The sequence below is a fragment of the Solwaraspora sp. WMMD791 genome (assembly GCF_029581195.1).
GTDB lineage: Bacteria > Actinomycetota > Actinomycetes > Mycobacteriales > Micromonosporaceae > Micromonospora_E.
This window is the reverse complement of the sequence record NZ_CP120737.1, coordinates 3,622,821-3,649,105: the sequence shown is the minus strand read 5'-3', so window position 1 is coordinate 3,649,105 and position 26,285 is coordinate 3,622,821. Positions and strand designations below refer to the sequence as shown.

The window sequence follows — 26,285 nt, the reverse complement described above, 5'->3', positions numbered from 1 at the left end:
CCCGAGGAGCAGCCCGCGTGAACCGGCTTGGCGAGGCGACCAGCCCGTACCTGCAACAGCATGCCGACAACCCGGTCGACTGGTGGCCGTGGTGCCCGGAGGCGTTCGACGAGGCCCGCCGTAGGGACGTGCCGGTGCTGATCTCGGTCGGCTACGCCGCCTGCCACTGGTGCCACGTGATGGCGCACGAGTCGTTCGCCGACGTCGCCGTCGGGCAGCTGATCAACGACAACTTCGTCGCGGTCAAGGTGGACCGTGAGGAGCGTCCCGACGTCGACGCGGTCTACATGGCGGCCACCCAGGCGATGACCGGGCAGGGCGGCTGGCCGATGACGGTGTTCGCCGCCCCGGACGGCACCCCGTTCTTCTGTGGCACCTACTTCCCCCGGCCGAACTTCGTCCGGCTGCTGCAGTCGGTCACCGCCGCCTGGCGTGACCAGCGCGACGCCGTACGGCGTCAGGGCACCGCCGTGCTCACCGCGATCGGTGGCGCGCAGGCCGTCGGCGGCCCGACCACCCCGCTCACCGCCGACCTGCTGGACGCCGCCGCGCGCACGCTGCACGAGGAGTACGACGCGACCCACGGCGGCTTCGGCGGCGCGCCCAAGTTTCCGCCACATCTCGCGATGCTGTTCCTGCTGCGCCACCACCAGCGCACCGGCGACGCCGACAGCCTGGAGACCGCCCGGCACACCGCCGAGGCGATGGCCCGGGGCGGCATCTACGACCAGCTCGCCGGCGGCTTCGCCCGCTACGCGGTGGACGCCACCTGGACCGTGCCGCACTTCGAGAAGATGCTCTACGACAATGCGCTGCTGCTGCGGGTCTACACCCAGCTGTGGCGGCTCACCGGGGACCGGCTGGCCGCCCGGGTCGCCCGGGAGACGGTCCGGTTCCTCGCCGAGGCGCTCGCCGTACCCGGCGGTGGGTTCGCTTCGGCGCTGGACGCCGACACCGACGGCGTCGAGGGTGCGACGTACGTGTGGACCCCGCAGCAGCTGACCGAGGTCCTCGGCGAGGCGGACGGCCAGTGGGCGGCGGATCTGTACGGCGTGACGGCCGACGGCACCTTCGAGCACGGCAGCAGCGTGCTGCGACTGGCCAGGGACATCGACGACGTGCCGCTGGAGCCGGTGGACCGGATCCGGTCGGCGCTACGTCGGGCCCGCGCCGGCCGGCCGCAGCCGGCCCGCGACGACAAGGTGGTGGCCGCCTGGAACGGCCTGGCCGTCACCGCCCTGGCCGAGTTCGCCGTCACCGCCGACGCCCTCGGCGGTGACGGTGCCGACAGCGGCGGCACCGCTGATCCCGACGTCGAGCTGGCCGCCGAGTTGGCGACGGCCACCGCGGCGTACCTGGCCCGGACCCACCTGGTCGACGGCCGGCTGCGGCGGGTCTCCCGCGACGGCCTGGTCGGCGCCCCGGCCGGCGTACTGGAGGACTACGGTTGCGTCGCCGAGGCGTTCTGCGCGGTGCACCAGCTGCGCGGCGAGGGCCGCTGGCTCGACCTCGCCGGCGAGCTGCTCGACGTGGCGTTGACCCGGTTCTCCGCCGACAACGGCGGCTTCTACGACACCGCCGACGACGCCGAACGTCTCGTCACCCGGCCGGCCGACCCGACCGACAACGCCACCCCGTCCGGGCTGAGCGCGACCGCCGCCGCCCTCACCACGTACGCCGCGCTGCGCGGTGCCCCGCAGTACCGGGCTGCCGCCGAGGCCGCCCTGGCCACCGTCGCGCCGGTGGTGGCCCGGCACGCCCGGTTCACCGGGTACGCGGCGGCGGTCGGCGAGGCGCTGCTCGCCGGCCCGTACGAGATCGCCGTGGTCACCGGCGACCCGGCCGGCGACCCGCTGCTGCGGGCGGCCCGCCGGCACGCGCCACCCGGCGCGGTGGTGGTCGCCGGGTCGACCGACCAGCCGGGGGTGCCGTTGCTGGCGGACCGGCCCGCCGTCGGCGGCGTGTCCACCGCGTACGTCTGCCGGGGTTTCGTCTGCGACCGGCCGGTCACCTCGGCCGACGACCTGACCGCCCAGCTGCGCTAGGCTGGCGCCGCCATGGATACCCGTACCGGTCTGCCCATCGTCGGCATGGTGGGCGGCGGGCAGCTCGCCCGGATGACCCACCAGGCCGCCATCGCCCTCGGCCAGTCGCTGCGCGTGCTCGCCCGGACGCCGGAGGACGGTGCCGCGCTGGTCGCCGCCGACGTGCAGTACGGCGAGCACACCGACCTGGCCGCGCTGCGTACCTTCGCGAAGAGCTGCGACGTGGTCACCTTCGATCACGAGCACGTGCCCGGGGAGCACATCCGGGCGCTGGCCGCCGAGGGCGTGCGGCTGCACCCGGGGGCGGACGCGTTGCGCTACGCCCAGGACAAGGCGCTGATGCGCCAGCGGCTGACCGACCTGGGTGCCCCGGTGCCCCGGTGGCGCCGCGTCGCCACGGTCGACGAGCTGGCCGCGTTCGGCGCGCAGGTCGGCTGGCCGGTGGTGGTCAAGACCGCACGTGGCGGCTACGACGGTCGCGGCGTCTGGGTGATCGACGGCCCGGCCGGGCTGGCCGCCGCCGGGCTGGACCCGGCCGACCGGCCCGAGCTGGAGCTGATCGCCGAGGAACGGGTGGCGCTGCGTCGGGAGCTGGCGGTGCAGGTCGCCCGCTCGCCGTTCGGGCAGATCGCGGTCTACCCGGTGGTGGAGACCGTGCAGCGCGACGGCATCTGCGTCGAGGTGCTGGCCCCCGCGCCGGATCTGCCGCAGCGGCTCGCGGTGGCGGCCCAGCAGCTGGCCATCGACCTGGCGACCGCGTTGGACGTGGTGGGGCTGCTCGCGGTCGAGCTGTTCGAGGTCGATGGCGAGCTGGTCGTCAACGAGCTGGCGATGCGGCCGCACAACTCCGGGCACTGGACGATCGAGGGTGCCCGGACCTCGCAGTTCGAGCAGCACCTGCGAGCCGTGCTGGACTACCCGATGGGGGAGACCGCACTGACCGCGCCCGCCGTGGTGATGGCGAACGTGCTGGGCGGTGCCGACGGCGGCATCGGCATCGACGAACGGCTGCACCACCTGTTCGCCACCGACCCCGGCGCCAAGGTCCACCTGTACGGCAAACAGGTCCGGCCCGGCCGCAAGATCGGCCACGTCACGGTCCTGGGTGCCGAGCTGTCCGACGTACGGGGCCGGGCGGCCCGCGCCGCCCGCTGGCTGCAGGAGGGTCGATGATCGGCGTCATCATGGGGAGCGACTCGGACTGGCCGACGATGCGCGCGGCCACCGAGGCGCTCGACGAGTTCGACGTCGCCTACGAGGTGCGGGTCGTCTCGGCGCACCGCACGCCACGCGGCATGCTCGACTACGCCGGCTCCGCCGCCGACCGTGGCCTGCAGGTGATCATCGCGGGGGCCGGCGGGGCCGCGCACCTGCCCGGCATGGTCGCCTCGATGACCCCGCTGCCGGTGATCGGGGTGCCGGTGCCGTTGAAGCACCTGGACGGGATGGACTCGCTGCTGTCGATCGTGCAGATGCCGGCCGGCGTACCGGTGGCGACGGTCTCCATCGGCGGGGCCCGCAACGCGGGCCTGCTGGCCGTCCGGATCCTCGCGGCGGCCGACCCGGTGCTGCGCGCCCGGATGGCCGCCTACCAGCAGGAGCTGGTCGAGCTGGTCGCCGCCAAGGACGCCGCGCTGCGCGCCTCCCGTACCCCCACCCCCACCCCCACCTGACCGCGTCGATCTTGCAGTTATCGAGAACTTTTGTCGGATTTGTCCGTCAATAATTGCAAGATCGCCGGGATCTTGGCGGTAACGGGGGTCAGCGCATCCCGCGCAGTGCACCCCGGACCCGCTCCTGGGTCTGGCGTCGCCATTCGCTGCTCGCCCCGAGGGCCAGCAGCACCAGGCCGACCGGGATCAGCACCAGCCACGGGCCGAAGAAGGTCAGCGCGTGCAGCGCGGTGACCGCGCTGACCACCGTACCGACGACCACCGGGGCCTGCTGCTGGCTCATCGCGCCGAGCAGCAGGGTGCCGACCGCGCCGAGCAGCAGCAGAACGTGCCGGAAACTGTTGTCCCCGTCGCTGATCACGATCACCAGGGTCGGCAGGAACGTCGCGACCAGCGCCGGCCCGTACGCGGTCCAGCTGCTCAGGTCCGGCCGGTGGCGTAGCTCCAGCACCCCGACGAGCAGGGCGAGCGCGGCGAACGGCAGCGTGTAGGCCTCGATGAGCGCGACGTCGGCGATGCGCATCAGCATCCACCAGGCGGTGATCTCACAGCCGACGGCGGTCCAGAACAGGATCCGGCGCTCCAACGCCCGCCGGCCAGGCCGGGTGGCGGTCACCCCGAGAACGGCACCCCAGGCGGCCAGCAGCCCGGCCAGGTGCGGCGTGGAGCTGTAGGCCAGCGCCAGGGCCAGCAGCGCCGCGGCGTAGCTGCTCCATTCGACGACGGACCGTTCCCGGACCGCCTCCGGATGGTCGAGCCGGGGCAGCCGGGTCGCCGACAGCAGCAGCGCCGCCCCGACGGCCAGCACCCCGAAGGCCGACCAGGTCGGCGGCAACCCGGCGACCAGTCCGAGGGTCAGCACGAACAATTGCGCCATCACCGAGGCGAACAGCCAGCCGAGAATCCGGGCCGGTTGGCTGCGCCCGCCGTACGCGGCGACCGCGCCGACGGCGACCGCGCTGCCGAGGGTGAACACGGTCAGCTGGTCGTTGGCGAGGGCACCGGCGAGCCCGGCCCCGCCGGCGGCCAGGCCGATGATGAACAGCACCCGACGGGCGATCCGCAGCGGCCGGTGCCGTTCGGTGTCCGGCGGCGGCGCGGTCAACGCCAGGCCGATCATCGCGACCGCGAAGACCAGCAACGCGGCCGTGGTGCTCGTCGGCCAGCCGATGCCGAACGACAGCGGCGTGATCAGCAGGGTCAGCGCCACGCCGGGCAGCACCACCGGAACGATCTGCCCGGGCTGGCCGCTGTTGAACGCGGTCGCGGCGAGCGCGGCGGCGACGGTGAGCAGCAGCGCCGCGAGAACGTTGGTCGGGCCGACGGCGGCGGCCGGCGGATCGAGCAGCACCGCCGGCGGCCCCTGCCAGATCGCGGCCAACGTCCGGTACGGCTCGACCAACGCGGTGGTCAACGTCGGCGCCACGGCCGCCACAGCCAGCGCCGTCGGCAGCGCGGCAGCGGCCAGGGCACCCTTGACCGGACTGATCGCCCACTCCTGGCCGATCTCCAGCGGCCCGGGTCGGCCCAGCCGTTCGCCGAGTCCGCTCCACCGCCGACTCAGCCGGGACAGCTCCGTCGGCGGCGGGGTGGCGGCCCGGAGCAGTTCGGCGAGGACGGCGAGCAGCGCCGCGCCGGCGGCGTACATCCCGGTGGGCAGGTCGGTCGGGAGCGAGGCAAGCGCCGTCACGGTGGCCCCGCCGGCGACCCCGACCGTGGCGTACGGCAGGTAGTGCGGCACCTGACGGCGGACCGCGGCCAGCACGGCGACGCCCAGCGCCGACGCGGCCAACGCACTGGTCAGCACCACCTCGGTGGTCCAGCCGAGGGTGGCGGCGAACGCGGCGAGCGCGCCGGGCAGCGCCAGCAACGCGGCGCCGGTGGCGGCACCGCCGACCGTGGCCAGGTGCCGGGGCATCGTGGCGGGGTCGTCCGCCGCCCACGTCGGGCGCTGACGCACCGCCGGGTCGAGTTCGAGGTCCGTGTCGTCGTCGGCGTCGTCGTCCGGGCCGTCCGCCGCGTCCGGCGGCATGTCGGCCGCCATCACCCGGCCGAGCACGGCCACGACGACGCAGGTCAGCACGATCACGCCGAGCGCCGCTGCGGTGGTCCACGGCCGGACGAGACTCGCGCCGGCGGCGTACAGGGCCACGGCGGCGGCGACGGTGGCCCGGGCGGTCGCCGCCTGCGGGTCGGTGGCGGCCACGGAAGCGATGCCGTACCCGATCGCGACCAGGCAGCCGACCGCGATCGGTGACCACCAGGGCAGGCCCAGCGCTGCCGGGGTACCGACGGTGGCGAGCGCCACCAGCACCCCGGCGGCATGGAACGACCAGGGCCGGGGCAGCGCCACCGCGGCGGCCATCGCCAGCAGCACCAGCGCCAATGGCACCTGCCAGGCGTTCGCGGTGGTCTCGACCGACCAGGCGGTCAGATCCGCCTGCCACAGCTGCCCGGGGGTGGCCAGCGCCCGGATGCCGCCAGCGACCGCCGTGTAGCCGGCGAGTACCGCGATGACGGCACCACTGGCCGCCACCCCCAGCACCGGCCCGCGCTGCCAGTGCTGCGGCATGGCCCGGATGGCGACCGCCACCAGCAGCGCGAGCGCCGCGCTGGCGACCAGTTCGATGCCGGGGGCCACGATGGCGCTGATCCTGGCCAGGGTGCCGACCAGTACGGCGATCGCGGCGGCGGCGGCGTAGTCGGTGCCGTCGAGCAGCCGGTCGGCGCGCCGGTTGGCGTCGATGCTCGGCGTCATGAACAACAGGACGCCACCGAGCAGCAGCGCGACCGCGACCCAGACGTCGGCGACCGTGGCACCCGGGGAGCCGAAGGTGGCGGCGGTGACGGCCAGCGCGCCGAGCCCGGTGCCGATCGTCAACGGCCGGGGGATCTGCCGTTCGGCGACCTGCGCCAGCGCGGCGTAGCAGAGGGCGCCGCAGACGGCCAGGAACGCGGCAGCGAGGATCGGCGCGGTCGTCTGCTGCAGCGCCGGCCCGGTCGGCCCGGGTGCCGGCACCATCGCGGCGACGAACGCGGCGACGCCGCCGGGCAGGGCGAACGCCGCGCCACCGGCGGCCCAACCGGCGACCGGGTCGGCAGCGGGTCGGCGGCGGATCTCCGGCAGGCTGCCGGCCACCGCGATCAGCACCCCGGCGGCGGCGAGCACGAGCAGGACGGCGGCGGTCGCACCGGGGCGGGCCAGGGCGGCACCGGCTCCGGCGGCACCCAGCACGGCGGCGCAGCCGACGTGCACCCGGGCGGACCGTTCGGAGCCGGCGAACAGGCCGGCGCCGGCGACCACGACGGCCGCCAGCACCGGTGGCCAGCAGGCGGCGTACCAGGGCAGGTCGAACGACGCCGGTACGGCGAGCGCGGTCAGCGTGACACCGGTGACGGTCGCCTCCCGGCGCCACTCGACCGGTACGGCGACCGCCGCGGCGACGGTGATCAGCAGCGCGGCCAGCGCGAGTTGCCAGTCGGCCGGGCCGGCATAGGCGTCCAGCCGCTGCTGGTAGTCGGACAGTTCGGTCTGCCAGGCGGGCAGCGCGGCGCGGACCGGGGCCAGCGCGGCCCGTAGTGCGCTGCCGGCGACGAGGACACCGAGTACGCCGAGCGTGGCGGTGGCGGCGAGCTGTGGACCGCGCCGCAGGGTTTCCGGCAGGGCCCGGACGCCGATTCCGGCGATCGCGACCACGGCGGCGATCAGCAGCAGCGCCCGGCCGGGTAGACCGACGGCCACGATGCGGCTGGCGGCACCGATGACCGCCAGGGTGAACACCCCGGCGGCGATGTCCGGCACCGGCTTGTACCCCAGGGTGAAGCCGCCGATCAGCCCGACTCCGGCGGCGATCACCAGGACCGCGCCGGCGCGGACCGCGGCCGGCACCGTGTCGGCGCTCAGCACGGCTGCCACGGCGTAGGCGAGCGCCACCGCGACCGCGAGCCCGTGCAGGGTCCAGATCAGATCGCGGAGCCAGAGCATCGCGGCGCTGGGAGCCGGCGGCGTCCACCCTGGCCCGCGCCGCCCGGCCCGCCGGTCCGGTCCGGCGTCGCCCGGCAGGTCCGCGCCGACGACGGCGTCGGCCTCCTCGGGGGCGCCCTCCGGCCGGCTGGCACCGCTGCCCGCGGCCGTGCCCGGGTCGGCTGGCCCGTCGGCCGTCGTGGCCGGGTCGTCGGTCGGCGCGGTCGGCCCACCGGGTGGTGCGGCCGGGTCTGTGGAGCGTCGCTGCGGTGGGGCGACCAACCCGGCCGGGCTGGCCGGTGCGGCGGCCCCGTCGGCTGTCGCCCGCCCGGCCCGGCCGGTCAGCCAGGCCCCGCTGGTGAACCGCCCGGAGCCGGTGAGCAGCCGGACCAGCAGCAGATCGACCACGGCGACGGCGGCGAGCGCCAGCGCCCAGCCGGCCGGCCCCAGGATCAGGTCGTAGCAGAGCAGCGGCACGATCGGCTGGACGGCGAGCACCATCGCGTACCGGGGCAGCTGGAGCCCGGTGGTGGCGGCGTACCCGCCGGCCACCAGGGCGGTGACCACGAAGGTCAGCCCGGCGAAGACGGCCGGGCTGACCGGGCCGGACCGGACCGCGTCGGTGACCCACAGCGCGTACCCGTCGATCGGCACGAGAATCAACGCGACGGCGGCGATCGTCTCGGCGGTGGAGCGCAGCCCCCGGGCCGCGACGACCGGCGGTGCCACGAGCAGCAGCACCGTGCCGGTGAGCAGGATCAGCAGCCGGGTGGCGTCGGGCAGGGTGCTGTTGGCGACGGCGGCGAAGACCACCATGGCCATCAGCGCGCCGAGACCGAGCAGAACGTTCTGGATCGACTGTGGGGACGCCTCGGGTCGGGTGCCGTCGGCCGACAGCACCCGGGTCGGATCGTCGTCGGCGGACGCCGGGGGATAGCCGGGTTCGTCGCTGCCGGGTGGCGGCCCGCCGTCGGTGCCGGCGTCGCCGGAGCGGTGCGGTGTCTGACGGGGGAACCGGGGCGGGGCGGCACCGGCCTCGGCGGTCGGTGGCCGGCGGCCGGCGCGGCGGCGTACCGATATCCGTGGGGCCGGACCCCGACGACCGGCGGCTCCGCCGGTGGACAGGATGTCCCGTTGGAAGATCGCCGCCTGCAGGTCGGCGGCCATCTGCTTCTGCTCCTTGGCCAGTGCGACCTCGCGCGCCTTCATCTCGGCGATCGAGCGCTCGATCCGGGCCAGGTCCTCGGCGAACTGCGGCTGCGCGGCGCCGCAACGGGAACAGGTCGCCGCGGCCGGGACCGTCCGTCCGCACGAGGTGCAGCGGTACGCCGTACTCATCGGCACCTCCTCCACGCCTGGCCAACACTGTGGACCGCTTCTAACGAAGCATGCCTAAACCAGGCAACTGTTGAACAGTCCCTGACGGCGTGGAGATCGGAGAAAAAAGCCGACCACGGTCGGCGGACCGGCCGCGGTCGGCTCGTGGGTCAGGGGCGACCCATGCCGCGGTACTCCCAGCCGGCGCTGGTCCACAGGACGGAGTCGAGGCAGTTCCGGCCGTCGATCACCCGCCGTCCGGCGGCCAGCTCACCCAGCGCGACCGGGTCGGCGTTGCGGAAGTCGGCCCATTCGGTCAGTACGCAGACCAGGTCCGCGTCGCGGACCGCGTCGACCATCGACGGTACGTAGTTGAGGTCCGGCTGGGCGCGGCGGGCGTTCTCCGTACCCTCGGGGTCGAAGACCCGCACCTGCGCGCCGGTCTTGGCCAGCATGGCGGCCACCGCCAGCGACGGCGCGTCGCGGACGTCGTCGGAGTTCGGCTTGAAGGTGGCGCCGAGCACGGCGATCGTGGTGCCGGACAGGTCCGGTCCGGCCGGTCCGGCCCGCCGGCCCAGCAGCTCGGCGGCGAGCTGCACCACCCGGGTACGCCGCCGCTGGTTGATCAGGTCGACCTCGTGCAGGAACCGCAGCGCCTCACCGGCACCCAGCTCCTGGGCGCGGGCCTGGAAGGCGCGGATGTCCTTGGGCAGGCAGCCGCCGCCGAAGCCGACGCCGGCCTGCAGGAACCGGTTGCCGATCCGGGGGTCGTAGCCGATCGCGCGGGCCAGCTGGGTGACGTCGCCGCCGGCGACCTCGCACACCTCGGCCATCGCGTTGATGAACGAGATCTTGGTGGCCAGGAAGGCGTTCGCGGCGACCTTCACCAGCTCGGCGGTGGCGAAGTCGGTCACCACCAACGGCACCTCCCGGTCCTCGGTGGCGGCCAGGTCGAACACGCCCTTGTGGGCGGCGTACAGCATGCCGTTGGCCCACTCGCTGCGCACCCCGACGACGATCCGGTTCGGTCGCAGCACGTCCTCGACGGCGAAGCCCTCCTGCAGGAACTCGGGGCTCCAGGCCACCTCGACGCCGAGGTCGCCCGGGGCGTGCTTGCCGACCAGCTGCTCGATCCACTCGGCGGTGCCGACCGGCACGGTGGACTTACCGACGATCAACGCCTTGCGGGACAGGTGCTGTGCCAGGCTGGTCACCGACGCCTCGACGTAGGACAGGTCCGCGCCCATCCCGTCGGCCCGCTGCGGGGTGCCGACGCAGATGAAGTGCACGTCGCCGAACTCGGCGGTCTCCGCCATGTCGGTGGTGAACCGCAGCCGCCCGGCGGCCAGGCTTCGTTTGAGCAGCTCGTCGAGGCCCGGCTCGTGGAACGGCACCTCACCGGCGCTCAGCTTGGCGATCTTGTCGGCGTCGACGTCGTAGCCGATCACCTCGTAGCCCAGTTCGGCGAAGCAGATGGCGTAGGTCGCGCCCAGGTAGCCGGTACCGAGGAAGGTCAGCCGCGGACGGGAGGCACCGGACGGCGGCGTGACCGCCGCGATGGCTGGCATTGGCTGGGTGTTCGGGTACGGGATGGTCACGCCTGTGTTCTCCGCTCGCGCTGGCGGCGCCGTGGTTGCGTCGCGCTCGGTGGTCCGGTGCCGGGGGCTCGACACCAATCATCGTTGTTCTGATGTGTGCGGCAGACCGCTTCTCATGGCCCGACCCGGACGCGGTGCCGGCCGGCTGCCCGGCAGACGATAGTCCGTTCGGCGGGGTAGGGGCGACTGGCACCGCCGTTACTCGCCGGTATCCTCGCATTCGAGCACGATGCGAGTAGTGACCCCCAGGTGAGGGAGGGGCGCGATGACGTCCGGGCCAGCGTTCGATGTCTATCAGCTACCGGAGGAGCACGAAGCGGTCCGGCAGGCGGTACGGGAGGTGTGCGACGCGAAGGTCGCCCCCAACGCCGCTGAGGCGGACGAGACCGCGCAGTTTCCTAGCGCCTCCTACGACGCGCTGCGGGCGGCGGACTTCCACGCCCCGCACATCCCCGAGCAGTACGGCGGCGCCGGGGCCGACGCGTTGGCCACCGCGATCGTGATCGAGGAGGTGGCCCGGGCCTGCGCGTCGTCGTCGCTGATCCCGGCGGTCAACAAGCTGGGCAGCCTGCCGCTGCTGTTGGCCGGATCGGAGCAGCTCAAGCAGCGGTACCTGACTCCGGTCGCGGCCGGGGAGGCGATGTTCTCGTACTGCCTGTCGGAGCCGGACGCCGGTAGCGACGCGGCGTCGATGACCACCCGGGCGGTACGTGACGGCGACCACTGGGTGCTCGACGGCGTCAAGCGGTGGATCACCAACGCCGGTGTCTCGCAGTACTACACCGTCTTCGCGGTGACCGAGCCCGGTGCCCGGTCCCGGGGGATCTCGGCCTTCGTGGTGGAGAAGTCCGATCCCGGGGTGAGCTTCGGCGCGCCGGAGAAGAAGCTGGGCATCAAGGGCAGCCCGACCTGCGAGGTCTACCTGGACAACGTACGGATTCCGGCGGACCGGATGATCGGCGAGCCCGGCACCGGGTTCGCCACCGCGATGCGCACCCTGGACCACACCCGGGTGACCATCGCCGCCCAGGCGGTCGGGATCGCGCAGGGCGCGCTCGACTACGCCCGGGGGTACGTGCGGGAGCGCCAGCAGTTCGGCAAGCCGATCGCCGAGTTCCAGGGCGTCCAGTTCATGATCGCCGAGATGGGCATGAAGCTGGAGGCCGCGCGTCAGGTGACCTACGCGGCGGCGGCCCGGTCCGAGCGGGGCGACGCCGACCTGACCTTCTTCGGCGCGGCGGCGAAGTGTTTCGCCTCCGACGTCGCGATGGAGATCACCACGGACGCGGTGCAGCTGCTCGGCGGCTACGGCTACACCCGGGACTTCCCGGTGGAGCGGATGATGCGGGACGCCAAGATCACTCAGATCTACGAGGGCACCAACCAGGTGCAGCGCATCGTGATGGCCCGCCAGCTGCTGTCGTCCTGAGCGGTGACGTCCGACTGACCCGGCGACCGTCGGTCAGTCGGACGACCTGCGCGGGGTGGCGTCCGGGTCGGCCGGGGGCAGCGCCGTGGTGGCGTCCGGGTCGGCGGCGGGGGCGACCACGGCCGTGGTCTGCTCGTCGCCCCCGGTGTCCGGCGCGTCGGCCGCCGGTGTGATCCGCACGGTGGCGTCGGCCGCCGGTGGCGTCCGCATCCGCACCGTCTCGTCCGTCGGCGGCACGCGGGTGGTCTGGCCGGTGTCGGCGGCGGCCGGTAGCTGGATTCGGGTGGTCTCGTCGCTGCCGGTGTCGGCGGCGGCCGGTAGCTGGATCCGGGTCGTCTCGTCGGCCGATCCGGTGCCGGCGCCGGTGCGCAGCGGGACCGTCTGGTCGACCGGCGGCGGGCCGGCCGGGATCCGGGGCGTTGCCCCCGGCACCGGCGGCAGGGCGATCGTCGGGTCGTCCCGGCGGTGCCCCGGTGGCGTCAACCGCATCGTGTCCTGCTCGGAATCCGGGATCCCCGCCGGATGGGCGGGGCGCGGCAGCGGCCCGGCGGCGGCCGGAAACGCCATGGTCTGGGCCGGGCCGCCGTACCCGCCGTACGCCCGGGGCTCGCCGTACCCGCCGCCGTACCCGCCGCCCTGGCCGTGGCCGGGCAGCGGCGCCGTCCTGGCCACCTGCGGAGGGTCCGGCTGACCGGCGTACAGGGCGACCATCCGCTCGCCGCGCCACCGTCGCGGGCTGACCACCGTGGCCAGCAGCGGCACCGCCAGCACGACGGCCAGTCCTTCGGCCGGGGCGGTGAACGTGTCGTCGGTGCCGAACAGCCGGCCCGGCATGTTCTGGTAGAAGCTGGTCATGTCGGCGGCCGACCAGGCGGCGAGACCCAGGAACGACAGGCCGGCGACGACCGGTCCGATCGGTGACAGCCGGGGCAGCAGCAGCACCGCGTACACGATGCCGCAGACCGCCAGCGCGGCCAGCCCGACGAACACCTCGGTCGGCGGCTGGTCGTACGCCTCCCGACGGGCCGCCGCGTACTCGCTGAGCCCGAGGCCGGCGAGGAACCAGATGACCGGGGCGAGGACCAGCGACAGCACCAACGAGCCCACGTGCCTCATCCGGACTCCTCACGCGTCGACACCTCATCGCACGGTACCCGCCGGGACGATGGCGGCCGCAGGTGACCGGCGGAGTCCCCGCCGACGCGTGGGTCAGCGGCCGACGCGTGGGTCAGCGGCTCCGTCGGGCCGACCGGGGGATCGGGCGGGCCGGCCGCAACCGGTCGGCGTCGGTGTCGGCCGCTGTGGCCGTCAACGTGGTGGTGGTGCCGGTCCGGCCTCCGGTCGTCGGATCGGCCGCCGTGGGCGCAGTGGGGGTCGCCGCCGGCGCCGGCTCGGTCGGGCCACCGGGCAGCGACCACAGCGACGGGTCGAACTCGCCGAGCGGCCGGACCGGCAACGGCTCCGCCGCCGGTGCCGCCGGCTCGGCGGGGGTCGGGTCGCCCGTACGGCGGTCGGCCGACCAGCGCCGCCGGCTCAGCACGGCCGTGCTCAACAGCACCCCGAGCAGGGCCAGGGTGCCGTTGTCGACCGGGGTCAGCAGCACGATCGGCTCACCGAACACCACCGCGTCGACGCCGAGGAGGTCACGGGTGCCGAACGGGTCGATGAACGTCGCCACGTACGGGGCGGCCAGGGCCAGCCCGGCGGCGAGCGGGCCGAGCGGGGAGAACCGCAGCGTACCCAGCAGGCCGAGCAGCAGCCCGGCCGCGAACAGCAGCGCCGCCGGCCCGAGCAGGGTCGCGGTGTGGTACTCGCCGTCGGACACCCAGTCACCGATGGTCCTGGTCGACGTCGTCTGGCCCACCGCGACGAGCAGCCAACAGAGCGGCGCGACGGCGATGCCGCTGAGGAAGCTCCAGAGATGACGCATGGGCGAACCGTACCGTTTCGGGTGGGTGATGGCGGGCACCCTGGGCAGCACCGGCGGGTTTTTCGGCGGTACGCCGGTCGGCTGTGCCCGTACCGCGACCTGCCCGCCACGGCTTGTGTTCCCAGCACGCTCCGTTGCCCCCACCGCAGGCACGACAATGGCACCGGTGCCGCAGGCACGACAATGGCGACGGCGGTACGCGAGGATGGGCACGGGTGCCACCGGCGGCGCGGCCGGGACCCGGGGAGGAGTGCAGGCGTGAGCGAGGTGCTGTGGCGCCCACCGGCGGACGTACGGCAGCGGACCCGGATCGGTGCCTACCTGCAGTGGCTGGAACGCACCCGGGACCTGCGGTTCGCCGACTACCCGCAGCTCTGGCAGTGGTCGGTCGACGACCTGGCCGGCTTCTGGGGGTCGATCTGGGAGTACTTCGCCGTGATCGCGCACGAGCCGCCGCAGGAGGTCCTCGCCGAGGCACGGATGCCCGGTGCCCGGTGGTTCCCCGGTGCCCGGCTCAACTACGCCGAACACGTGCTGCGCGCCGGCGGGCTCGCCGACGACGATCCGGTGGTCATCGCGCACAGTCAGACCCGGGCCCCGGTCACCCTCACCGTCGCCGAGCTGCGCGACCAGGTGCGCCGGGTGCGGGCCGGGCTGCGCCGCCTGGGGGTGGGTCGCGGCGACCGGGTCGCGGCGTACGCGCCGAACATCCCGGAGACGTACGTGCTGATGCTGGCCTCGGCGAGCCTCGGCGCGGTCTTCTCGTCGGCCGCGCCGGAGTTCGGCACCCGCAGCGTCACCGACCGGTGGCGGCAGATCGAGCCGACGGTGCTGGTCGCCGTCGACGGCTACCGGTACGGCGACAAGGCGGTGGACCGGCAGGCGGAGCTGGCGGCGATCGCCGCCGCGCTGCCGTCGGCCCGGCACCGGGTGGTGATCCCGTACCTGTCGCCCCAGGAGGGGACCCCGCAGTGGGCGACGTCGACCTGGTCGGCGCTGGCCGCGCCGACGGACGAGCCGCTCGCGTTCGACGCGGTGCCGTTCGACCACCCGCTGTACGTGCTCTACTCCTCGGGCACCACCGGGCTGCCGAAGCCGATCGTGCACGGCCACGGTGGCATTCTGCTGGAGCACCTGAAGATGCTGGCGCTGCACCACGATCTCGGCCCGGGAGACCGGTTCTTCTGGTTCACCACGACCGGCTGGATGATGTGGAACTACCTCGCCTCCGGGCCGGCGGTCGGTGCGGCGATCGTGCTGTTCGACGGCAACCCGGCGGTCGACGCGGCGCCGGACGGCCCGGCCCGGCCGGACCTGGGCACCCTGTGGCGACTCGCGGCACACACCGGCACCACCTACTTCGGCACCTCGGCACCGTTTCTGCTGGCATGCCGCAAGGACGGGTTGGTGCCGCGCGAGATCGCCGACCTGTCCGCGTTGCGGGGCGTCGGGTCGACCGGGGCGCCGCTGCCCGCACCCGGATTCACCTGGGTGTACGAGTCGGTCGGCGCGGACCTGCAGCTGGCGTCGCTGTCCGGCGGCACCGACGTGTGCACCGGGTTCGTGGGCGGCGTACCGCTGGTCGAGGTACGGGCCGGGGAGATCGCCTGCCGCGCGTTGGGCGCGCGGGTCGAGGCCCGGGCCGCCGACGGCCGGGCGGTCGTCGGTGAGCTGGGCGAGCTGGTGATCACCGCACCGATGCCGAGCATGCCGGTCGGGTTCTGGAACGATCCGGACGGGCACCGCTACCGGCAGGCGTACTTCGAGCGCTACCCGGGTGTGTGGTGTCACGGCGACTGGATCACCATCGCCGCGCACGGCGCCTGCGCGATCACCGGTCGCTCCGACGCGACGCTCAACCGTGGCGGCGTCCGGCTGGGCACGGCCGAGTTCTACTCGGTGGTGGAGGCACTGCCCGAGGTCGCCGACTCGTTGGTGATCCATCTGGAGGATCCGCAGGGCGGAGCGGGGGAGCTGCTGCTGTTCGTGGCGTTGCGCGACGGTGCCGGGCTGGACGACGCGCTGCGTACCCGGATCGTGCGTGAGCTGCGGTCGGCGCTGTCGCCGCGGCACGTTCCGGACGGGATCCACCAGGTCGCGGCGGTGCCCCGGACCCTGTCCGGCAAGAAGCTGGAGGTGCCGGTGAAGAAGATCCTGACCGGTACGCCGGTGGAGCAGGCGGTGGCGAGCGGGGCGCTGGCGAACCCGGCGGCGCTCGACGCGTTCGTCCGGCTCGCCACCGACCGGGTGCCGGCCAGCTGACCGACGGGTGCCGGCCAGTTACCGACGGTGGATCGAATTCGGCCGACCTGGCAACTCAGCGTCAGCGTTGTGCGTCTGACTGTCGTGGGGATCTACTTCCGCCTACAGATCACCGATACGCTCGGCGTCTGGGTCGAGGGGACGCATGCCTTCGATCCTGCGGCCGGAATCACCCGGACGTTCTGGTACCGGCTGCCGACCGAGTGGGTGGTGAACGGTGCGATCCTTCAGCAGCGCCGCGAGATGCTGGTCGACCGCCTGTACGGGCCCGGCTGGCGGAACGGCAATCCGGACGGATCGCGATACATCATCCTCAGGGTCCGGGAAAAGGTGCTCACCGACGGCGAGGCGGCCGGCAAGCCGTGGCTGGCCGAGCGCGGTGGCTTCTTCGTGTGCGCGCCGGACGGGGCGCAACGGGAGGTGGTCCCCAGCGAGCTGTGACCCGGTGACCGGTGACCAGGGACCGTTGACCAGGAAGCGGTGACCCGGCGGGCGGGTGACCCGGCGGGAGCAGCCCGCTCAGGCCAGCACCAGATCGACCTTCTCGCTGGCCGCCCGCCCGTGGAGCGACGCCTGGTCGAGCTGCCGGCAGAGCACCACGCTGGCCGTGGCGGCCAGCGGTGCGAGCAGCCAGTCGACCGGATCCGGATGCCGGTCGGCGTCGATCAGGACCCGGCTGCCGGCGACGATGCCCAGCTCCGCGCCGCGTGCGGCCGCCCGGGCCGCCAGCTGGGCGTCCTGTGGATCGACCGCCGGGTACGGCGTGAAATGGTCGCCGTGCCCGCGTACCTCGGTGACGTAGTCCGCCCAGCCGGGCGGCAGGTCGCGGGCCGGCATCGCCATCGGCGCGAGGCTCAGCAGGTACTGCTCCCCGGCTGGTGGCCGGTCCGGTCCGGGCAGCTGGTGCGCGGCGGCGAAGCACACCTCGGCGGCGGGGCCGGCCGTGCCGTCGACCTGGTTTCCGGCGCTGGCCTGGTCCTGGTCGTCGGCCAGCCCGGGGGCCCGCACCGTGAGCCCGGCGGACCAGCAGCCCAGCAGCACCGCGGCGGTCTGCCAGTGCGGCGGCAGCAGCACCTCGGCGGTGTCACCAGCCGTGGCACCGGCACCGTCGACGATCAGGTTGGCGGTCTTGGCCACCCAGTTGGCCAGGGTCGCTCCGGACAGCTCGGTCCGGTCGCCGATCGCGTCGTCGTACCACGTGAGCAGTGGTCGGGTCGGATCCGCCGCGATGGTGACCGCGAGCAGTCCGGCGAGGTTGTTGGTCATCGGCGCCGAGCCTAACGTGCGGTTCGCGGCGGTGCCCGACGGTCACTGACCGTACTCGCAGTCACGGTCCGGTCTCGCCCCGCTGACGGGCGGCCGGCCGGCACACGAACGCTGGTTTTCGTCCGCGTCGTCGACGCGGCGCACGGCGTCGGGCGGCGTAGGCTTGGCACACGTGTCGTTCTTCACAACCCTCCACCACCCCTCTAGAGGAGTTGCCCTGTGACCGCCGGTCGACCGCCCCGCGTACTCATCGACGCCACGAGCGTGCCCGCCGACCGCGGTGGCGTTGGTCGATACGTTGACGGCCTGCTCGGTGCCCTCGGTGCCCTCGTCGGCAGCGACATCGAGGTCTCCGTCGTCGCGCTGCGTACAGACGTCGAGCGGTACACCCGGATGCTGCCGGCCGTCGACGTGATCGCCGCTCCGGCGGCGGTGGCGCACCGTCCCGCCCGGTTGGCCTGGGAGCAGACCGGGCTACCGCTGCTCGCTCAGCAGGTCGGTGCGGACGTGCTGCACTCCCCGTACTACACCTGCCCGATGCGTGCGGGTTGTCCGGTTACTGTGACTGTGCATGATGCGACTTTCTTCACCGAGCCGGAGCACTACGACAAATCCCGCCGGACCTTCTTCCGCAGCGCGATCAAGACCTCGCTGCGCCGGGCCAGCCGGGTGATCGTGCCCAGCAAGGCCAGTCGCGACGAGCTGATCCGGCTGCTCAACGCCGACCAGGCACGCATCGACGTCGCCTACCACGGGGTCGACGGCAGCGCCTTCCACGTGCCCAGCGACGAGGAGAAGGCGCGGGTCCGGGCCCGGCTCGGCCTCGCCGACACCGGCTACATCGCCTTCCTCGGCGCCAAGGAGCCGCGCAAGAACGTCCCGAACCTGATCCGGGGCTGGGTACGTGCGGTCCAGGACCGCCCCGAACCACCCGCCCTGGTCCTGGCCGGGGGCCAGGGCCACGACGACGACATCGACCGGGCCGTCGCCGACGTCCCTGCCCACCTGCGGCTGCTGCGCCCCGGCTACCTGCGCTACGCCGACCTGCCCGGGTTCCTCGGCGGCGCGCTCGTGGCCGCGTACCCCTCGTACGGCGAGGGCTTCGGACTGCCGATCCTGGAGGCGATGGCCTGCGGCGCGCCGGTGCTGACCACGCCCCGACTGTCGCTGCCCGAGGTCGGCGGTGACGCGGTCGCCTACACCAGCGAGGACCCGGACCGGATCGCCGCCGACCTGGCCACCCTGCTCGACGACGAATCCCGCCGGGACGCGCTCGCCAAGGCCGGCGTGGACCGGGCCCGGGACTTCACCTGGTCGTCCAGCGCCCAGGTGCACGTCGCGTCCTGGCACCGGGCAGCGGCACGGTCCGCCGGGTGAGCCGGTCCAGGGCCTGCCGGGTGAGCCGGTCCAGGGCCTGCCGGGTGAGCCGGTCCAGGGCCTGCCGGGTGAGCCGGTCCAGGTACCGCCGGGACGGGTGCGCCGGGCGGGCATGATGGGCTGATGCTCTTCGCCGTCATTCCGGCGGGTGGCAGCGGCACCCGACTCTGGCCGCTGTCCCGCGCCGGTAACCCTAAATTCCTGCATCCGCTCACCGGCACCGCCGCGTCGCTGCTCCAGGCGACCGTGGCCCGGCTCGCCCCGCTCACCGATCCGGACCGGATCCTGGTGGTGACCGGTGCGGCGCACGCCGCAGCGGTTGCCCGGCAGTTGGCGGCGGTGCCGGAGGAGAACGTGCTCGTCGAGCCGTCGCCCCGGGATTCGTGTGCGGCGATCGCCCTGGCGGCTGCGGTCATCGCCCGCCGCGAACCCCAGGCGGTGATGGGATCGTTCGCCGCCGACCACCTCATCGGCGACACCGACCGGTACGTGACCACGATCCGTCAGGCGGTGGCCGGAGCCGAGGCCGGGCTGCTGATGACCGTCGGTATCACCCCGACCCGACCGGAGACCGGCTACGGCTACCTTGCCTGCGGCGACACCATCGGCCCCGGCCCGGTCCGCCGGGTCGAGCAGTTCACCGAGAAACCCGGCCTGGCCGTCGCCGAGAACTACCTGCGGTCCGGCCGGCACCTCTGGAACGCCAGCATGTTCGTCTGGCGGGTCGACGCGTTCCTCGCCGAACTGGCCCGCCAGCAGCCGGAACTGCACTCCGGCCTGACTCGGATCGCGGCGCGCTGGGACTCGCCGGACCGCGACGAGGTGCTCGGCGACATCTGGCCCACCCTGCCGCGCATCTCGGTCGACTACGCGGTGATGGAGGGCGCGGCGGCGGCCGGTCGGGTCGGCACCGTACCGGGCGACTTCGGCTGGAACGACGTCGGCGACTTCCACACCCTCGGCGACGTGCTGCCGGCCGATCCGGACGGCAACGTCGTGCTCGGCGCCCCGACCGCCGAGGAGAAGCCGGGTGTGCTGCTGCACGACAGCACCGGCCTCGTCGTCGTGCCGCACTCCGGCCGCCTGGTCGCCGCGCTCGGCGTACGGGATTTGATCGTGGTGGACACTCCGGACGCGGTGCTGGTCTGCCCCCGGGACCGGGCGCAGGACGTCAAACGACTGGTCGACGCGCTCAAGGAACGCGGCGCCGACGGGTACGTGTGAGTCACCGCGCCGGCGGCGGGCCAGCCACCCAGATGGTGTGCGGATCAGCTGCCGGCGCGGTGCGCGAGGTGGCCGGTCGACCCGGCGTCGGGCGTCAGCCCGAGCAGTACGTCGACCCGCCCGTCGGGTGCGTCGGTGACCAGGGCCGTGCTGGCGATGCCGTCGGCGGCCAACGCGGCCCGCAGCCGGTGCAGGTCCGCGCCGAACCGCACCAGATCCGTCGCTGCGGCCGAGGGCGGCTGACAGCGCAGGTAGCCGATCGGCGAGACGGCGGTGGTCGACCCATCGTCGGTCGGCCCATCGTCGGTCGGCCCAGCCATGGCGTGCGGTGACAACGGGGTGAACCGGGTGCCCGGCGCGGTGAGCTCGGACACCAACCGGACCGCTCGCCGTACCGCCTCGGCGTCGACCGGTCCGTCGACCGGTCCGGTGAGGTCCGGCAGGGTCGCGGCGGCGATCAGGCCGGCCCGGTGTGCTTCGGCGGTGCCCAGCCGGAACATGTCCTGACCCGGTTCACGGATCAGCGGCCGGACCCCGGGGCCGTCGTCGTCGGCCTGCTCCGCCGCCTCGCCCCGGTGCCACGGATAGCCGCGTACCACCGCGACCGGCACCTGCTCTGCCTTGCCCTTGACCAGGTCACCGGCGCTGGCGAGTTCGTCGACCACGGCCACCTGGGTCAGCCGCAACTCGTTGCCGTACGGATCGGTCAGCCCCCGGTAGTCGCGGACCGGGTCGATGCCCGCGGCCCCGAGCGCGACGTCGGTGAGGCCGTTGCGCCACGGCCGGCCCATCGTGTCCGACACGATCACCGCCACGTCCCAGCCCCGCCGGGCCCGCAGCGCCCGCCGCAGCCGGCGTGCCGAGTGGTCCGGGTCCACCGGCAGCAGCACCAGATGGGTGGACGCCACGTTGGAGTTGTCGATCCCTGCGGCGGCCATCACGAACCCGTGCCGGGTCCGAGCGATCCGGGTCGGCCCGCGTTCGGCGACCACCTCGGCGGTCTCGGCGTCGAGCAGGTCGGCGCGGACCCGGCTACGGTCCGGCTCGTCGGCCGGCAGCGCCACCAGCCGACCTTCCGCCTTCGACACGATCTTGCTGGTCACCACCAGGACGTCGCCGTCGCGCAGCCACGGTGCCGCGTCGGCGATCACGTCGGCCAGGTCGTCACCGGGCCGTACCTCGCCGATCCCGGTCACCGGCAGGATCTCCAGTCTCATCCGGCGACCTCGGTCCTGGCCGTTGCGGCCAGCTCCACGGCTTCCGCGACCATCGCCTCGGTCGCCGCCTCGTCGGTCATCCACAGTGGTGCGGCCCGGACCTCGACCCCGTCGAGCCGGGTGCCGGCGTCGACGCCGTCGACCAGCCAACCGTCGAGCAGGCCGCCGTCGCGGCGGGCGCCGTACAGGCCGGCGACACCGCCGGCGGTGCAGGGGGCGCCGAGCACCGCCAGACAGCGGTCGGCCATTCCACGGACCGGCGCGTCGCCGATGATCGGCGAGACGCCGACGACCGGTGCCGGGCCGTCGACCAGCGCGGCGCGGATTCCCGGTACGGCGAGGATCGGCGCGATGCTCACCACCGGATTGCTCGGCGCGATCAGTACGACGTCGGCGGTGGCCACCGCCTCCGGTACGCCGACCGCCGGTGTCGCCTCGGCGGCCCCGACGAAGACGAACCGGTGCGTCGGCAGCGCGCCCCGGTGGCGTACCCACCATTCCTGGAAGTGGATGGCCCGCTCACCGCCGTCCGGGTCCGCGACGACGACATGGGTCTCCAACCGGTCGTCGGTGGCCGGCAGCATCCGGATTCCCGGCCGCCACCGGACGCAGAGCGCCTCGGTGACCGCCGACAGCGGGTAGCCGGCGTTGAGCATCGTGGTCCGCACCAGGTGGGTGGCGATGTCGCGGTCACCGAGCCCGAACCAGGTCGGCTCCGCCTGGTACGCGGCCAACTCCTCCTTGACGGTCCAGGTCTCGTCGACCCGACCCCAGCCGCGTTCCGGGTCGGCACCACCACCCAGGGTGTACATCACACTGTCCAGATCGGGGCTGATCCGCAGCCCGTGCAGCATGACGTCGTCACCCACGTTGACCACGGCGGTCACCTCGGCCCCGGTGCGCCGGGCGTACGCCCGGGCACCGACCAGGAACTTCGCCCCGCCGATCCCACCGCTCAGCACCACGATCCGCATGCCGACCATCCTCGCCCATCGGCGGACACCGTTAGGCTCTGCCGGTACACCGCCACTGAAGGATCGGGAGAAGCCGTGACCACGCCCCCCGAGGCCACACCCGGAGACCGACCTCCGGCCAGGGACTTCACCATGCCGCTACGGGAGGTGGCGGCTGTCGTGCTGCTCGGCGCCACCGCCGTCTTCCTGTTCCTCGCGCTGCTGGACCTCCTCGTGCCGTACCAGCTCGGTGCCGGTCCCGGGTTCGCCCGCCGGTCGGCGGACAGTTTCGGCGGCTTCGTCAACCTGGTGACCATCGGGTTTCCGCTGGTGGCGGTGCTGTTGGCCACGCACCTGTCGCCGGAGCTGGCCCGGGCCCGGCTGATCACCCTGGTCGCGCTGATCGAGTACGCCGTCGCGGCCGTCTTCGGTGGCCTGTTCGGTCTGCTGGTCGGTTTCGTGGTGCTGGTCGACGACAGCATCCGGGCGGCCTTCCAGGGGCTGCTGGGCCGGGCGGCGTGGCTGGCCGTGCTCGGGGTGGCCGGGTTGGCGATCTTCCAACTCTGGCAGGGCCGCTACCAGGCACCGAAGCCGAACCCTCCGGTCGCCGGGCCGGCCGGGTACGGGCCGCCGGGGCCGTACGCCCCCGCGCCCGGCTACGGCCCGCCACCGCAGTCCGGCTACGGCCCGCCACCATCGCCCGGCTACGGCCCACCGCCGCAGGCCGGCTACGTTGCGCCCCCACAGGGTGGCTACGGCCCTCCGGGTCCGTACGGTCCACCGCACCCGCACCCGCACCCGCACCCGATGTACGCGCCCCCGCCGCGACCCGCGTCCGGGCCGCCGGCGACATCGGGTTCGCCGAGCGCTGCGGAGCCGCCGGCCGATTCGGGACCGCCGGCCGATTCGGGACCGGCCGAGCCGACCCAGCGGATCTCCTGACCGGGGCCAGGCCCAGCTGTGGCGCATGCCACCGATGAGTGCGGCAGCGAGGACCTAGTCTCAACGGGTGACCGCGCACCCTGACCCCGTTGCCGCCGCCGACGGCGCGGCGGAGCACCCGACACCGGCGAGTGTGCGTCGGGCGCTGCGCCGGGCCGCCGACGGCCGCAGCCTCGACGTCGACGAGGCGACCGCGTTGCTCGCCGCCACCGGAGCGGAGCTGGACGAACTGCTCGCCATCGCCGGGGCGGTCCGCGACGCCGGGCTGCGCGACGCCGGCCGGCCAGGGGTGATCACGTACTCCCGGAAGGTTTTCATCCCGTTGACCCGGCTGTGCCGGGACCGGTGCCACTACTGCACCTTCGCCACCGTTCCCGGCCGGCTGCCCGCCGCCTACCTGGACCGCGACGAGGTCCTCGCGATCGCCCGTGCCGGTGCCGCCCAGGGCTGCAAGGAGGCGTTGTTCACCCTCGGCGACCGGCCGGAGGAGCGGTGGCCGGCGGCCCGGCAGTGGCTCGACGAGCGTGGCTACGACTCGACCGTCGACTATCTGCGGGCCTGTGCGATCGCCGTACTGGAGGAGACCGGCCTGCTGCCGCATCTCAACCCGGGCGTGTTGAGCTGGGCCGAGCTGCAACGGCTCAAGCCGGTCGCGCCGAGCATGGGGATGATGCTGGAGACCACCGCGACCCGGCTGTGGTCCGAGCCGGGCGGCCCGCACTTCGGCTCGCCGGACAAGGAACCGGCGGTGCGGTTGCGGGCGATCGCCGACGCCGGCCGGGTGGGGGTGCCGTACACGACGGGGCTGCTGATCGGGATCGGCGAGACGCGCCGGGAGCGGGTCGAATCGCTGTTCGCGATCCGGTCGGCGGCCCGCGAGTACGGCCACATCCAGGAGGTGATCCTGCAGAACTTCCGGGCCAAGCCGGACACGGCGATGCGCGGCATGCCGGACGCCGAGCTGCGGGACCTGGCAGCGACGGTCGCCGTCGGCCGGATCCTGCTCGGCCCGTCGGCCCGGTTGCAGGCACCACCGAACCTGGTCGCCGGGGAGTACGCGTTGCTGCTGCGGGCCGGCATCGACGACTGGGGCGGGGTGTCCCCGGTGACCCCCGACCACGTCAACCCGGAGCGTCCGTGGCCGCAGATCGAGGAGCTGGCCCGGCGTACCGCCGACGCCGGCTTCACGCTGCGGGAGCGGTTGACGATCTATCCCGAGTACGTGCGGCGTGGCGGCGCCTGGCTCGATCCACGGCTGACCGGGCACGTCGCGGCGCTCGCCGAGGCGGACACCGGGCTGGCCGACTCCGCCGCCCGGCCGGTCGGTCGGCCCTGGCAGGAGCCGGAGGAGGTGTTCCCCTCGACCGGCCGGACCGACCTGCACGCCACCATCGACACCACCGGGCGCACCGACGACCGGCGGGGCGACTTCGACCAGGTGTACGGCGACTGGGCCGAGGTGGCCGGGCGGATCAGCGTACCCACGGGTGTCGGGGCCGCAACCGGCACCGACGGGGACGCTGATCTGCGGGCCGGGTTGCGGCTGGCCGCCGAGGACCCGGCGGCGTTGTTGCAGCCCCGGCACACCGACGCGGCACTGGCGCTGTTCGCCGCCGACGGGGTGGCCCTGGACCAGCTCTGCCGGATCGCCGACGACGTGCGGCGCGACACCGTCGGCGACGACGTCACCTACGTCGTCAACCGCAACATCAACTTCTCCAACGTCTGCTACGTCGGCTGCCGGTTCTGCGCGTTCGCCCAGCGGGAGCGCGACGCCGACGCGTACCGGCTCTCCGCACAGCAGGTGGCGGACCGGGCCGAGGAGGCCTGGCAGGCCGGGGCGACCGAGGTCTGCATGCAGGGTGGGATCGATCCGGCGCTGCCGGTGACCGCGTACGTCGATCTGGTCCGTGCGGTGAAGCAGCGGGTGCCGCAGCTGCACGTGCACGCCTTCTCGCCGATGGAGATCGTCACTGCGGCGGCCAAGGCCGGCGTACCGGTGCGCGACTGGCTGGTGCGGTTGCGTGAGGCCGGCCTCGACACCATTCCCGGCACCGCCGCCGAGATCCTCGACGACGACGTGCGCTGGGTGCTGACCAAGGGCAAACTTCCGGCCGCCACCTGGGTCGAGGTGGTGACCACGGCCCACGAGGTGGGGCTGCGGTCCAGCTCGACCATGATGTACGGACACGTGGACCATCCGGCGCAGTGGTTGGCGCATTTCCGGGTCCTGGCCGGGGTGCAGGACCGCACCGGAGGGTTCACCGAGTTCGTGGCGCTGCCGTTCGTGCACACCAACGCGCCGATCTACCTGGCCGGACTGGCCCGGCCCGGCCCGACCTGGCGGGAGAACCGGGTGGTGCACGCGATGGCCCGGCTGCTGCTGCACGGCCGGATCGACAACATCCAGTGTTCCTGGGTGAAGCTGGGTGACGAGGGCACGGTCGCGATGCTGCGCGGCGGTTGCAACGACCTGGGCGGCACCCTGATGGAGGAGACGATCTCCCGGATGGCGGGTTCGGCCAACGGATCGGCCCGTACGGTGGCGCAGCTGCAGGCGATCGCGGCCGCCGCCGGGCGTCCAGCGGTGCAGCGCAGCACCGCGTACCAGCGGTGACCGGGGTCGGCCCGGCCGGCGGCGGGCGGAGCCGGACATTCCGACGAACCTGTTTCGCACACCGTCGAACCGCTCGGCGTCGTCGCGCGTATGGATAGTTGCCGGCGGCTGCGGGGCAACCGATGGACCTGCCGCTGGCGAAGGTCCCGTCGCGACAGTGGGTTACCCCCTGACCCACCGGAAAGGTTGTCCATGAGAACTGGCCAGCGGAACCGACCGAAGTTCAAGATCTCCCGCCGTCAGGTGCTGACCGTGGCGGCAAGCGCGGGTGTGGGCGCGGCGGCGGTCAGCGTCACCGGCCTGTCTGCGGCCGTGGACAGCCGGCTCGCCGGGTCCGCCGGCGACCAGGCGATCGTCGTGCACCTGCGGGATCCGTCCAGCGGCACGATGGACGTCTTCGTCGGCACCTCACGGATCGAGGTACGTGACAAAGGGCTCGCCGCTCGGCTGCAGCGCGCCGCCAAGGGCTGA

18 protein-coding genes are annotated in these 26,285 nt (G+C 73.7%); 11 read left to right on the top strand and 7 right to left on the bottom strand.

Annotated features, from left to right (window positions below; genetic code table 11):
• Positions 1 to 17 precede the first annotated feature (17 nt).
• From O7623_RS16100 to purE, 3 genes are read left to right on the top strand one after another with little or no spacing between them, the layout of a single operon-like run.
• Positions 18 to 2,045, top strand: a complete 2,028-nt coding sequence (locus O7623_RS16100; RefSeq protein ID WP_282223869.1) for a thioredoxin domain-containing protein — start codon at positions 18 to 20, stop codon at positions 2,043 to 2,045.
• A gap of 12 nt (positions 2,046 to 2,057) precedes the next feature.
• Positions 2,058 to 3,218, top strand: a complete 1,161-nt coding sequence (locus O7623_RS16095; protein ID WP_282223868.1) for a 5-(carboxyamino)imidazole ribonucleotide synthase — start codon at positions 2,058 to 2,060, stop codon at positions 3,216 to 3,218.
• Positions 3,215 to 3,718, top strand: a complete 504-nt coding sequence (purE, locus tag O7623_RS16090; RefSeq protein WP_282223867.1) for a 5-(carboxyamino)imidazole ribonucleotide mutase — start codon at positions 3,215 to 3,217, stop codon at positions 3,716 to 3,718. The genes O7623_RS16095 and purE overlap by 4 nt, the downstream gene beginning before the upstream one ends.
• Before the next feature lie 88 nt (positions 3,719 to 3,806).
• Here purE and O7623_RS16085 read toward each other — a convergent pair whose 3' ends face one another.
• The gene (locus tag O7623_RS16085; RefSeq protein ID WP_282223866.1) at positions 3,807 to 9,020 is read right to left on the bottom strand and encodes a permease; all 5,214 of its coding nucleotides are present in this window, start codon (positions 9,018 to 9,020) and stop codon (positions 3,807 to 3,809) included.
• A 149-nt stretch (positions 9,021 to 9,169) separates the two neighbouring features.
• Positions 9,170 to 10,597 (bottom strand): UDP-glucose/GDP-mannose dehydrogenase family protein, encoded by a 1,428-nt coding sequence (locus O7623_RS16080; protein WP_282223865.1) that lies wholly within the window; start codon positions 10,595 to 10,597, stop codon positions 9,170 to 9,172.
• 265 nt (positions 10,598 to 10,862) lie between these two features.
• On the opposite strand from O7623_RS16080, the gene O7623_RS16075 reads away from it, so the two are divergent.
• Complete coding sequence (locus O7623_RS16075) at positions 10,863 to 12,026, top strand: acyl-CoA dehydrogenase family protein (RefSeq protein ID WP_282223864.1); 1,164 nt, start codon at positions 10,863 to 10,865, stop codon at positions 12,024 to 12,026.
• A 33-nt stretch (positions 12,027 to 12,059) separates the two neighbouring features.
• Here the strand turns inward: O7623_RS16075 and O7623_RS16070 are convergent, their stop codons facing one another.
• Positions 12,060 to 13,142, bottom strand: coding sequence for a hypothetical protein (locus tag O7623_RS16070; protein ID WP_282223863.1), 1,083 nt, complete (start codon positions 13,140 to 13,142; stop codon positions 12,060 to 12,062).
• A gap of 112 nt (positions 13,143 to 13,254) precedes the next feature.
• Complete coding sequence (locus O7623_RS16065; RefSeq protein WP_282223862.1) at positions 13,255 to 13,956, bottom strand: hypothetical protein; 702 nt, start codon at positions 13,954 to 13,956, stop codon at positions 13,255 to 13,257.
• A 258-nt stretch (positions 13,957 to 14,214) separates the two neighbouring features.
• Here O7623_RS16065 and O7623_RS16060 point away from each other — a divergent pair, with 258 nt between their 5' ends.
• Positions 14,215 to 16,218 (top strand): acetoacetate--CoA ligase, encoded by a 2,004-nt coding sequence (locus O7623_RS16060; RefSeq protein ID WP_282223861.1) that lies wholly within the window; start codon positions 14,215 to 14,217, stop codon positions 16,216 to 16,218.
• Positions 16,219 to 16,287: 69 nt separating this feature from the next.
• Positions 16,288 to 16,659: a hypothetical protein gene (locus tag O7623_RS16055; protein ID WP_282223860.1), complete on the top strand. Its 372-nt coding sequence runs from the start codon at positions 16,288 to 16,290 to the stop codon at positions 16,657 to 16,659.
• 78 nt (positions 16,660 to 16,737) lie between these two features.
• Here O7623_RS16055 and O7623_RS16050 read toward each other — a convergent pair whose 3' ends face one another.
• Complete coding sequence (locus tag O7623_RS16050; RefSeq protein WP_282223859.1) at positions 16,738 to 17,484, bottom strand: TIGR03089 family protein; 747 nt, start codon at positions 17,482 to 17,484, stop codon at positions 16,738 to 16,740.
• A 219-nt stretch (positions 17,485 to 17,703) separates the two neighbouring features.
• Here O7623_RS16050 and O7623_RS16045 point away from each other — a divergent pair, with 219 nt between their 5' ends.
• Both O7623_RS16045 and O7623_RS16040 read left to right on the top strand, forming a co-directional pair.
• Entirely contained in the window at positions 17,704 to 18,861 is a 1,158-nt protein-coding gene (locus O7623_RS16045) for a glycosyltransferase family 1 protein (RefSeq protein WP_282223858.1), read from the top strand.
• Between the two features lie 123 nt (positions 18,862 to 18,984).
• Entirely contained in the window at positions 18,985 to 20,085 is a 1,101-nt protein-coding gene (locus O7623_RS16040; protein WP_282223857.1) for a sugar phosphate nucleotidyltransferase, read from the top strand.
• A gap of 44 nt (positions 20,086 to 20,129) precedes the next feature.
• Here O7623_RS16040 and O7623_RS16035 read toward each other — a convergent pair whose 3' ends face one another.
• Entirely contained in the window at positions 20,130 to 21,302 is a 1,173-nt protein-coding gene (locus tag O7623_RS16035) for a coenzyme F420-0:L-glutamate ligase (RefSeq protein WP_282223856.1), read from the bottom strand.
• On the bottom strand, positions 21,299 to 22,276 hold the full coding sequence (cofD, locus tag O7623_RS16030; RefSeq protein ID WP_282223855.1) for a 2-phospho-L-lactate transferase: 978 nt from the start codon (positions 22,274 to 22,276) through the stop codon (positions 21,299 to 21,301). Before cofD ends, O7623_RS16035 begins: the two co-directional genes overlap by 4 nt.
• A gap of 75 nt (positions 22,277 to 22,351) precedes the next feature.
• Between cofD and O7623_RS16025 the strand changes: the two genes are divergently transcribed.
• From O7623_RS16025 to O7623_RS16015, 3 genes are all read left to right on the top strand, one after another.
• Positions 22,352 to 23,197: a hypothetical protein gene (locus O7623_RS16025; RefSeq protein WP_282223854.1), complete on the top strand. Its 846-nt coding sequence runs from the start codon at positions 22,352 to 22,354 to the stop codon at positions 23,195 to 23,197.
• 67 nt (positions 23,198 to 23,264) lie between these two features.
• Positions 23,265 to 25,814 carry a bifunctional FO biosynthesis protein CofGH gene (locus tag O7623_RS16020; protein ID WP_282223853.1) on the top strand — a complete coding sequence of 850 codons (2,550 nt, stop codon included), beginning with the start codon at positions 23,265 to 23,267 and terminating at the stop codon, positions 25,812 to 25,814.
• 192 nt (positions 25,815 to 26,006) lie between these two features.
• Complete coding sequence (locus O7623_RS16015; protein ID WP_282223852.1) at positions 26,007 to 26,285, top strand: hypothetical protein; 279 nt, start codon at positions 26,007 to 26,009, stop codon at positions 26,283 to 26,285.